The following is an 11,758-nucleotide window of genomic DNA, read 5'->3' on the forward strand; positions in this document are numbered from 1 at the left end:
TCCTGCTCCCGAGCCTACTATGATAGCATCGTAAACAGTGCTGTTCTCTATAATCTGCATGGATATATGTTTGGTTTTTATGGGTAAATGAATCAAGTTTAACGGACAACCATTGCGCTGTGTTGACATAAACATGTCATGCAAGGGATTGCCCCAAACATCTTGAATGATAAAATTGAGGCCCATCATCCATAAAGGATTCCATGGGCCCCATACATCTTACATATTTTTAATAGCCATTATTATCGGTACCCAGACTAGGGTTACGTTGAAGCTCAGGTCCTGGCAAAGGCAACAACATGTGTTTTTCTTCAATTTGTTTGCCTCTTTCCGTGGTATGTCCTACTGCATTTACAAAGGATATACTGCCCGGTGCATCGGCTACCGGAAACTGACCTGTGCGAACAATATCGAACCAGGTTTTGAATTCGAAGACCAATTCTTTGTGTCTTTCTTTCCACACCTCCTGTACAAAAGCTTCCGTTCCCAAACCGGCAAGGTCCGCTTCGACAGTGGCCAAATCGGATTGCCAATACGCCCTAGAGCGCACTTGGGCCAAATAGTTGATGGCATCTGAAGTTACCCCACTGGATCTTGCAATGGCCTCGGCAGCAATCAAAAGCACATCGGCATAACCGTAAACCGCAAAATCCTTTCCAGACATTGCCGTTTCAAATACCGCTGTATCATCATGCCATATATAAGGTGCTGTTGAAAAGGTCTGACCTGTACCTTCAAAACTGGAATGGAAAAACTGCTTTTCCTGAATCCGAAGGTCATTATCAGGGTCATAGAGGTCCAAAAATCCTTCTGAAGGCAAATACCCCCCATTGGTAATATCATAAAGAACTTCTGAAGCAAGTGCCACGGGATAGGAATATCTTGGATAAACCGAAGTAGCTATCTCTGGATCATATTCTTTTATATAAATATGCTCCACTGCTGATGCATCCCCTTTTCTGATCTTGTTGTATGCTGAGTTTTCTGGATCGATTACTCCCGGAGATACTTCATCATGCTGTACCAAACCATAGGAACCGTAGGTCCCGTTGATGATTTCCTGGGATAATGCCGCTGCATCGGCGTAACGATCGGCATTTAAAGGGTTTCCGCTCATGGTCAGGTAAACATCGGCCAATAAGGTTGCCACTGCCCCAGCAGTAACACGTTTGCCATTGTCCACCATACTTACCGTTGGCAGTCCACCTTCGAGGGCATCCTTTAAATCCTGCTCTATCAAAGCATATATATCGGCTATCGGGCTTCTTTCAAGATAGAGGTTCTCCAAAGATTCATAGGGCTCCGTCGTCAATGGAACCGGACCGAACCATCTTACCAAATAATAGTAGGAAAATGCCCTGAAAAATTTGGCCTCGGCCAACAACTGGGCTCTTTCGGAATCGCTCAGTTCGGGTGTTTCCGGTATGTATTTGATAGCGTTGTTTGCTCTGGAAATTCCTAAATAGAGCTCTCTCCATCTGTCCTGCAAATAACCTCCGATATTATCGCCGTTCAAAGTGAGTTCCTGTGTATTGCTCACGTGCAGCTCTTGACCTGCATACTCATTATAGAAATAGCCGGACATGTATCCGCCCAACATTAGGGGGGTTCCGCTATAAACTCCACCATCGGTCATATTTGGAGCACCTGTTCTATATAATGAATTTACTGCACTATATGCTTGATCTGGTTCTGAAAAGAACTGGTTGGAATCAAGTTCGGCAAGAGGTTGTTCTTCCAAAAAGTCCGAACAAGACCCTAATACAATTATTCCGATTAGAAAAACTATATACTTAATTTTCATGATATTTTTTTTATGTATTAAAATTTGAGGCTACATCCGATGGTAAAAGTCCTAGGCTTGGGGTATTGGAAGAAGAAAATGTTCTGTCCCCATTGATTTCCGCCCCAAGAAGTTGCTTCGGGATCGTACCCTTGAAAGTCTTTGGAATGGATTACAAAGGCATTTTCCAAACTGGCATAAACTCTCAAACGGTTCAAGCCCATCAAATCCAAGAACTGCTGGTTAAAATTGTAGCCCAAGGAGAATAGGTTTCCTCTGATGTAGGAGCCATCCACGACCCATCTGCTGTCTACCTGGCTGTTCTGTCCTGCATAGGCTTGGTTCCTGATTTCCTGTACCATGGTGTTCTGGTTATCCTCGGTCCATCCATCGTAAAGTATGGTGGAGAGCCCATTTGCAATACCGGAGCGGTCTTCGGTAGAGTGATAGAATTGTTGCATGATCTCTACCCCTGCCACAAATTGGATATCAGCGGTGAAGTCAAAATTCTTATAGCGGAAGGTGTTTATGAAACTTCCTGTAATATCCGGCAGGCCTTTTCCAAGAATTTTCTTTTCAGCTGATCGTTTGGCCTCTCCTGGAACAGCACCGACCTCGGCAGCTTCTGCAGCTTCGTCCGTTCCCCATGTGCCTAAACGCTCGTATCCCCAGAAAGAGCTCAAAGATTCTCCAACTCGAAGAATGGTCTGGCTACCGGATACCCAGAATGGCCCGGGTTCGATGTCTTCATCGTTTTCGCCCAAACTTTCGATTCTGTTCTTGTTATAGTTCATGTTGAAGGAGGTCTCCCAACCGAAATCGGCTTTACGGATAATCTCTCCCGTAATCATGGCCTCGATACCCTTGTTGGAAACGGAGCCGATATTGTCCCTTACCGAAGTAAATCCAGAAGTATAGGGCACTGGTCTATCCAATAAAAGATCTTTTGTCAACTTATCGTAGTAATCGAACTCCAAACGCAACCTATAATCAAAGGCGGCAAGATCCAATCCAATATCAAACTGACTGGTTTTTTCCCATTCCAATCCTGGGTTTGCCAAACGGTTTACGGAGCTTGAGCTAACCCTTGTGCCATTTAACAGTACCGTTCCCGAAGAAACAGTTGCCAATGAGCTGTAGGGGGCGATTTCCGTGTTGCCCGTAATACCGTAGCTACCACGTAGCTTAAGTCGGTTGATTGCGGTTACGTCTTCCATAAAGGCTTCTTCACTGATGTTCCAACCAGCACCTATGGATGGGAAGAATCCGTATTTATTGTCCTCACCAAATCTTGAGGAGCCATCTGCCCTTCCTGTCAAAGTCAGCAAATATTTACTCTTATAGGAATAGCTGGCACGAACAAAATAGGAATTAAGTGCCCATTCGTTGGTGGTAGATTCCGGTGCACTTGGATTACTTGCTGACCCGATATTGTTGTAGCGGAAAAAATCGTCGCTAAACCCTCTGGCAAAAATGTTGGAAGATTCGTAAGTGCGTTCTTGCCAACTCAAACCTAACATGGCATTGATGCTGTGGTCACCAAAGTCCTGATTGTAGGTAAGATAGTTTTCTTGCTGCCAGTAGGTACTTTTTTCATTAAAAATACGGGCAAAACCATTGGGTGCCGAAATATTTACCAAATCTCGTGGCGAGTACTCTTTTTTGTTCCTGATATTTTTATCGAAACCGAATTGCGTTCTAAATTCCAGACCTGGCAAAATATTGAAATTGGCATAGAAATTCCCGAAAAGTTGGTTTCTTTCCCAGAACCTTTCCTGTGTCTCCAATACGTGAACCGGATTGGACATGGACTCCAAGTTATAGGCATCGCTGATCATTTGGCTATTGCTCCACGTTCCATCGGGAAATTTTACCGGGAAAATCGGGGGCATTTCAATCATGGTCCTTCTTGGTGTCTGGCCACCACCGCCCTCTTCAAATTCGGTGTCCTTAACATCGTTCACCATAAGGTTAACACCCAATTTTAGCCAATCTTTTGGAGTAACGTCATAAGCGATTTTTCCGCTGATCCTATCCAATTCATTGTTCAGCATTATTCCTTCTATATGGGAATAATTCAAAAATACCCCTATGGATGATTTTTCACTCCCTTGCTGAATGGACAATTGGTGATTGTTGGAATAGGCAGTACGCGTGGCTTCATCTTGCCAGTCGGTATCATAAAGCGGGTTTCCTTGTGCATCGAACAAATTTGGGTCATTGGTCGTAAATACGGGGGCTGGGTCGCCAGGACGGTACTTTGGAGTATTCTCCATACCTGTACGAACTACTTCCAACCACTCTTCCGCGTTCAGCAAATCCATCTTCTTGCGGATGCTTCCCACGCTCAAGAAACCATCATAACCAATTGAGATTTTTTCATCTTTTGAGCCTCTTTTGGTGGTGATCAAAACCACGCCATTGGCACCCCTTGCCCCATATATTGCAGCGGATGATGCATCTTTCAATACCTCCATGCGTTCAATATCGTTGGGGTTTATGAATTGGATGTCGTCCATTACCACACCATCCACAACATATAAGGGGTCTGTTGATGAATTGATGGTACCCACACCACGGATCACTATTCTAGGGGATCCTGTTGGAGAACCGGAGTTTAAAAACACGTTTACACCGGCCACTTTGCCCCTCATCCCTTGGAGGGGATTGCTTACTGGAGCTTTTAAGAGGGTCTCGCTATCCACGGCCCCAACGGCTCCGGTGAGGTCGGATTTTTTCTGGGTACCATAACCTACAACGACAACCTCTTCCAAGGCGGCCACATTCTCTTTTAGAACAACATCTATGGTCTGTTGGTCGCCCACTTCGATTTCTTGGGTTACAAAGCCTATGTAGCTGAACATAAGAACATCCCCGGTATCTGCCATGATGCTGTAATTACCATCAAAATCGGTAGTAGTACCCTTGGAGGTCCCCTTTACCAAAATAGATACTCCCGGAATAGGGGTGCCCGCATTGTCCGTGATCTTTCCATTAACGGTAAACTGCACCGTAGTCCTGATAAGTTCATTGATCCTATCGGGGCTCAAGGCTGTCGGCATTTTATCGACATGCTTGTTTAAAAGACGCTCTATTTTGTTTTTAATTTCGGGGTTGTCTTTTGGAAAAAGAATGATTTGATCTCTAACAAAGCTAAAGGCGATATCGGATTCCGAGAACAGCTCGTTCAATACGGCATCCAATGTCTTATTCTCTACTTTGAGCGATTTTTTGGAATACACATCTACAATACTGTTGTTGTAGAAAAAGCTGTAATCGCTCTTGCGTTCAATTTCGTTCAATATCCTCTTTAATCTCACATTATTTGCCTCTAACGAAATACTTTGGGCATTTGCCTCAGAAGCAAATAACTTGGCCAGGGTAAGTGCCACTAAGATTAAATAGATTTTCATTATCCTAATAATTGGGACCTTTGGTAAAAAAAGTTCCTTTTTTTCCATAATTTTGATGAGTTTACGATGTTTAATTACATTTCTATGTGATTGAATAATTATTGAGCAGGGGGGTGCGGGAACACCCTCCTCTCTTTTTTGGGTCATTTCTTCATATAAAGTGTTATTTGGTTATTTTTCATTTGATACAGTATCGGTGAGGAAACTTCAAAAAGATCCAATATTTGTTCTATACCAAGGTTATCGAACTCCCCTGTATATTTATAGTCCATTATGCCCGGTGACTCAACGGATATGTCAACTTTGTACTTTCTTTTTAGATCGCTTATTACCTGGCGTATCGGTGTCTCATCATAAATAAGTTTGCCCTGGCGCCATGCGGTCAGGTTTTCGGTCTGTACATTATCTATAATGAGTTTATCGGCATCTTTGACATAAGTGGCCCGTTGGGACGGGTTCAACACCACTGTTTTTTGGTCCCGTTCCTCAACAACCTTCACCTTACCGGAGATCAAGGTTGTTTCCACATTGAGGTCTTCCGGGTACGATTTCACATTGAAGACCGTTCCCAGGACCTGGATCTTCATCCCATTTCCCGTGGCAACCATAAAGGGCTTTTTGGGATTGTGGGACACATCGAAAAATGCCTCGCCCTTTAAAACGACCTCTCTTGATTTCCCGGAAAACTCCTTGGGATAAGACAATGTGGTGTTGGCATTAAGGGTCACTTTGGTACCGTCGGACAGCACGATCGTTCTATTCTCGCCAATTGAGGTTTCCATGGTAATCCGGGGGCTGTCCTGTATTTCGGTTTGGCCGCTAGGCAAGGTCAATGTATATGCGAGGGAAAAAATCAGGACTGCACAAGCTGCGTACCCTACATATTTAAACCATTTGGTATAAATCTTTTTTGGACTGCCGGAATTGCCATGACCACTTTGTTTTAGTGATTTGGCCACATGCTTTGCCTTTAAAATATGGTAGCGTTGTTGTTGTTTTGGGTTTTTGAGCAACCACTTGACAACTTCTTGCTTTCTTTCATTGGCCAGACGGCCTTCGACCAATGCAATAATATCCTTTTTGTTCATTGTATTCAGGAACAGTATTCATTAGCAAGACGTAAAAAAAGGAAACATCCCCTAGTCCGGAGGCAAAAATTAAAAAAACAGGGTGGGCAAATACTCGCCCAAAGCCGCTCTAAGCTGTCGCAAGGCCCTGGCTATGTGGTTTTCAACCGTTTTTGGGGAAATTTCCATTTCTTTGGAAATTTCTCGGTGGCAGAGTCCTTCCATGCGACTTTTCTTGAAGACCTTTTTGCACTTTTCAGGTAGTTCATCTATGGCCCCATCAACGAGGGCCTGTAACTCTTTTGCCAAAATGGACGAGGCCATATCATCGGCCAAAGCGCCATGGTTCAACCAAAACTCCTGTTGTTCGGCCGACAGATCCTTGGTAAGCTTATTCTTTCTTGTCCGTAGATAGTCCAAGCAGGCGTTTCGGGTCATACTGTAGATATAGCCCGTGAAATTTGAGTTGATCTGCAAAGTTTCCCATTTCTCCCATAGTTTGATAAAGACATCGTGAACGATTTCCTCGGCATCTTCCCGGGAAGGGATATAACTCTTTACGATCACAACAAGCTTGGGCCTATAGAACTCGTACATCATACTGAAATCCTCCTCTGTGCCATTATCGGAAAGAGCGTTGATTTTGAGGTTATGCAAATGTTCTGGCTTCATTTATTGGGAAATGCAAATATTTGACCCTGCAATTTACAAATTTCGGATTAACGGCAAATTTTCATTCGCCCCTATTTTATCAAACCATAAGAATACGGTCCATTAGCAGGGTTGATACTGTTGGGGAACTCAGGGAACTTGGAACAATAAAGAAATTTTGTTCAAGGGGCTGCCCTGATTACGGCTAACGAGGAAAAAGTATTGGATTTCAAATTTGAACGGACCGACCGATCCATGATCCAATCAGTAAGCTCACATACAACTTTTGTCCGGTCCAAACCAAAACAGCCTTGGGCACCACCCGGACCCAAAAAAAGGATTGGGAAAAATCATAAAAAATCTTTGGCCCGAATTTCTTCCAAGGCCATGGTTCAAGGTGGCACTTCCCTGTTTTTAGGGTTATGGGACAATAGGTATTTCCACAGTGGCAGTTGTTCCCTTATCTTCTTGCGAGGCAATATCGAGCCTGCCCCCGATACTGCCGACCATATCGGTCACAAGCCTAATGCCGAAACCATACCCCTTTTCACCACTTGTCCCCTTATCTTCCCCTAAATCCGACTTTGTCAGTTTTTGGAGTTTATCTTTTGAAATGCCTTTTCCATTATCCTCCACCGCTATCTGCAGCAATAACTTTTGTATTATGTCAAGCCTTACCTTTATTTCCCCTTTTGGTGCCGTGAATTTTATGGAATTGGCGATAAGGTTCCCAACAATGGGGAGCAGTTTTCTTCTTGAAAATTTATAATGGTTTTTTGATTCGTTTGAAATAAACTCAAGGTTTATATGCTTGTTGAGGGCCGGCAGCACATAAAGATCGTGAAGGTGCCTTTCCAATTCTAAGAGGTTAAAATAATTTTCTTTCTGTTGGGCTTTTTGCTTGTCCAATATATCATCTGTAAAATCCATGAGTTTGGAAGCCGAGCCCTTTATCATTTCCATGTACATCCCAAACTCCCCATGATCAAGGGTTTCATTTTCGGCGCTCACGGCAAGTCCAAGAATACCGCCAACGGGCCCTCTAACGTCGTGTGCCATTTGATTGCGCTGAACAATGGCCTTGTCAAGTTGTTCTTGCAGCACATCCAATTTCATTTTGTACTCGAGCCTCCTTACGACCTCGTCGGCAACCAACCTTAACAATTTTTTCTTCTCAGGGGGGATTTTCTTCTCTTTATAATCCACTACGCAAAGCGCTCCGATATTCTCGCCTGTTTGCGTTTTAAGTGGAATCCCCAGATAGTATTTGAGTCCTTCACTGCCCTTGACAAAAGGTTTGTCACTGAACCGTTCGTCTTCATCAAGACGTGGAATCTCCATTAATTGCCCGGCACGAACCGTATACTGACAAACAGACTCCTCACGGTCAATTTGCATAAATTCCGAAGAGTTTGATGTTACCGTCCATTGGGAGTAATTATCGATTAAGTTAATCAAGGACAACTCTGTATCGGCTATATTGGCAGCCAACTGGACCAAGCCTTCAAATTCGTTCTGAAGATTCCTATAATCGAGGTCAAATTCGTTCAGTTTTTTAATCCGTTCATATTCTGCCTTCTTACGCTCAAACTCATCCATCAGCCAATTTTTTATTTGCCTGGCAAAAATAAATCAAAAGATGTTGTACTCCAATCAAATATGTACTAAGCTTGAATTAAATGTAGAGGTCGCCCGGTAATTGTTCGGTTGGGGAAATCATCCCTTGGAAACCAAGCCCTATTCACAATCCAAGACAGCTGTTGGTGGTTGCCCCAATGCATTGGTTCCCGACCAATAAAAGACCATTTTGTGTATGGACAGAAAGGGTGTTGTGATTTTACCCAAAGTAGAAAAAAGCTATCGTGGACAGATTTGCCCACTGCTTGAAGTTTCCGTTATCCGCTCTATGGCCACAGGGTCGATAAAGTTGGATTCTTGCTATTTGTGCCAAAAAATATATATATTGGATTCCTTTAAACCAAAGAACACCTTTTTTGGCCTGCCAACAAATATGTGCTCAACCAACAGCTTAACCAAACATGGACATTCTTGATTTTAAGTATCTGGAAAACATTATCTTCACTTCTGTCTTTAGTGTCTTTGGTATATATCACCTGCTTTCTTTTTTCGTGTTAAAGTATAAGGTTTTGCTCTATTACTTTATACTCATCTTTGGGTTGACCCTACACTGGAGCCTATATTTTTTTTTAGATGGATCTTTTGGCGGTACGGCCTCCATAATAGCCGATAAGGCTTCCCTTACCACGGCCATGATCTCGACTTTGGGGTTATTGCTCTTTACAAAAAATTACCTCAGTATAGAGCAGGGTGCCTTTCCCAAACTATACAGGGCCTATACGGTATTAATAGGGATTGTTGGCAGCCTCCCGGTTTTGCATATCACAAATAATCTGACAACTGGGATCGAGTGGTTGAATGATTTCTTTGTACTGTTCGCCGCCATTATGTCCCTGGCTTCGATGTTCCTGAACATATTTTCAGGTTTTCGGTTGTTCCATGCCCATAAATTGAACCGGTACTATCTGTATTCTTACACCCCCTTGCTACTGGCAGCAATATTGTACATAGGCGCTTGGTTTTTCAAAAGATATTTTGATTTTTATACTTATCCGATCATTCTTATGACTTCAATCCTAGTAACTGTCCAGTTAATCCTTTTTTCGTTGATCATTGGGTTTAAGTATAAAGCTATTGAGTCTGAACATTTGAATTTACAGCTTAATGCGAACCAAATGCTGAAAAATGAAGTCGACAAGCAAACAAAAAACCTCCAACTCGCCAAAAAAGCACTGGAAGATCAAAACGAGGAACTCGAAAAGGTCAATCAACTCAAAAATAAACTGTTCTCGCTACTTACCCATGATGTAAGGGCGCCCCTGAACAATTTCATTGCTATTATTGAATTGATCCAATCCAATTTAACCGATAGGGAACTACAACCCATTTTGGAAAATTTGAAGAATGAAATTTCCGATAAGGTCTCCATGGTCAATGGCTTACTTCAATGGTCCCATAAACAACTGGATGGCATGGAATTGGATAAAAGTCTATGTGAGCTAAAGTCCATTTTCAGCGCCATAAGGCACGAGTTTGCACGAATGGCCAGAGATAAGGATATTGACATTGAGCTACAGGTTTTGCATCCTACACTTTTAATGGATGTGAACATGCTCAAAGTGGTTCTCCGCAATTTGGTTTCCAACGCCATTAAATTTACCCGGAACGGCCAAAAGGTGATCTTATGGTCACAAAGCAATGCCACCTGCGTTGAAATCGGTGTGCGGGATTTTGGCATAGGAATGCAGAATGACTGGTTCGAGCGACTTGGGCATGATGACCGACCGGAAACAAGAACAGGGACACAGGGAGAAAAAGGCACTGGCTTTGGCTTGGTCATTGCAAAGGATTTTGTTGAAATGAACGGGGGTATACTGATCTGTGAAAGCGAAATAGGCAAAGGCACCAACTTTATATTGCGATTTAAGGATACTGCCATTGGAAATGTGCAGGACAGGAAAGTACCCGGCCCCGATACCGGAAAGGGGGAATAGCATGTTTGCCAATGGCAGCCTTTTTATTATAGGCTATATCCCGGCTCCAATATATGTATTGGGCATCCAACAAATCATATAATCAAAATGTACCCTTAAGGCCTATGGACACCTTATGGTGCAATCATTAAAGGTGCCGGCACACCCTCCCTTTTAAAAAAAGTATTCACCCCTGGGTGTCCTTTACATCAGATATTGTCAGGAAACGATGTCGCTCACCACATCAAAGTTCAGTGGCTTTTGCAGATAATCCTTTATCAATCCATAGGTCCTTGCAGTTTCCATATCGCTCGGATCGGTGGAAGAGGAAACAATAAATACGGATATTGATTCGGCCTTGACCCAATCGCTTTGCTCTATGGCATCCATAAACTCCCATCCGTTCATCTCCGGCATGTTAATATCCAGCAAAATGGTATAATGGCCCTTCTCGTTAAAATTATCCTGTAAAAAATCCAAGGCCGTCCTGGCATTGGAAAACTCTATTACCTTGAGGTCTGGAGAAACCTTTTTTATCAATTTTGATGATACCCAGTTAAAGGTTGGGTCATCATCTACCAGTATTATTGTTTTTTCCATGTTCGAAATTACTCAAATTCATCATAGTTTTGGTTTCAGCAACAATATTTTGGATAATTTTATCCAGTTCACCGCCCGATATTTTTATTTTCTCTAACAGATCAGGAAAATCATGGGGTTCCACACAGTCCTGTTCCAGTACATGGATTACCGATAATATGCGTGCCAAAGGTGCCCTGACCACGTGCGATTGTGTCCATGCGATCTCTCTCAGCTTTTTGTTCTGGGACTCAACGGTGCTCACATATTCCTGCTTTTCGGTAATGTCGCTTGCCAGTATCAATCGTACTTTTCTTCCCTCGTATTCGATATCATTGCTATAGATTTCAACACAAATGGTCTCACCTGATTTTAAGGTATGGTAAAACACCCCGGCATAACTGTCCCGGTCTTCTCTTTTGCGTTCTTCCAAACTTTTTTCCAAAAACTCCATGTGGTTTTTTGGCCTTATGTCCTTAATTGTCATGTTCTTGAACTCCTCCAATGTATAGCCATATTTATCAACGGCCGCCTTGTTGACATTCAAAAAACGGAGGGTTGATGGGTCGAAGATCCACATGGGCTGGGGACTGAAATCAAACAGGTCCTGATATATCTTTTTGTTTTTGTTCAATTTGGCGATGTAACTCTTCCGCTCTAGGGCATAGATAATGGACTTGTAAATGATCTCGGGGCTGATCTCGTCCTTGATCA

Annotated in this window: 8 protein-coding genes; 1 reads left to right on the plus strand and 7 read right to left on the minus strand. The window is 42.9% G+C overall.

What is annotated here, in order from left to right; all coding sequences use genetic code 11:
* Positions 1 to 229: 229 nt before the first annotated feature.
* The 5 genes from VM932_RS16490 to VM932_RS16510 all read right to left on the minus strand — a co-directional run bounded on the left by VM932_RS16490 (position 230) and on the right by VM932_RS16510 (position 8,513).
* Entirely contained in the window at positions 230 to 1,804 is a 1,575-nt protein-coding gene (locus VM932_RS16490) for a RagB/SusD family nutrient uptake outer membrane protein (protein ID WP_326280362.1), read from the minus strand.
* Between the two features lie 17 nt (positions 1,805 to 1,821).
* Positions 1,822 to 5,196, minus strand: coding sequence for a TonB-dependent receptor (locus VM932_RS16495; RefSeq protein WP_326280364.1), 3,375 nt, complete (start codon positions 5,194 to 5,196; stop codon positions 1,822 to 1,824).
* 143 nt (positions 5,197 to 5,339) lie between these two features.
* Complete coding sequence (locus tag VM932_RS16500; RefSeq protein WP_326280366.1) at positions 5,340 to 6,284, minus strand: FecR family protein; 945 nt, start codon at positions 6,282 to 6,284, stop codon at positions 5,340 to 5,342.
* A 69-nt stretch (positions 6,285 to 6,353) separates the two neighbouring features.
* Positions 6,354 to 6,935: an RNA polymerase sigma-70 factor gene (locus tag VM932_RS16505; protein WP_326280368.1), complete on the minus strand. Its 582-nt coding sequence runs from the start codon at positions 6,933 to 6,935 to the stop codon at positions 6,354 to 6,356.
* 399 nt (positions 6,936 to 7,334) lie between these two features.
* On the minus strand, positions 7,335 to 8,513 hold the full coding sequence (locus VM932_RS16510; RefSeq protein WP_326280371.1) for a GAF domain-containing sensor histidine kinase: 1,179 nt from the start codon (positions 8,511 to 8,513) through the stop codon (positions 7,335 to 7,337).
* Between the two features lie 440 nt (positions 8,514 to 8,953).
* Here VM932_RS16510 and VM932_RS16515 point away from each other — a divergent pair, with 440 nt between their 5' ends.
* Entirely contained in the window at positions 8,954 to 10,486 is a 1,533-nt protein-coding gene (locus VM932_RS16515; protein WP_326280373.1) for a sensor histidine kinase, read from the plus strand.
* 198 nt (positions 10,487 to 10,684) lie between these two features.
* Here the strand turns inward: VM932_RS16515 and VM932_RS16520 are convergent, their stop codons facing one another.
* Together VM932_RS16520 and VM932_RS16525 are read right to left on the minus strand one after the other, a co-directional pair.
* Positions 10,685 to 11,065: a response regulator gene (locus VM932_RS16520; RefSeq protein WP_326280375.1), complete on the minus strand. Its 381-nt coding sequence runs from the start codon at positions 11,063 to 11,065 to the stop codon at positions 10,685 to 10,687.
* Positions 11,037 to 11,758, minus strand: a 722-nt coding sequence (locus VM932_RS16525; protein WP_326280377.1) for a PAS domain S-box protein, incomplete at its 5' end; no start/stop codon positions are given. The genes VM932_RS16520 and VM932_RS16525, both read right to left, overlap by 29 nt.

It is taken from the genome of Flagellimonas halotolerans (assembly GCF_035818535.1).
Taxonomy (GTDB): domain Bacteria; phylum Bacteroidota; class Bacteroidia; order Flavobacteriales; family Flavobacteriaceae; genus Flagellimonas; species Flagellimonas halotolerans.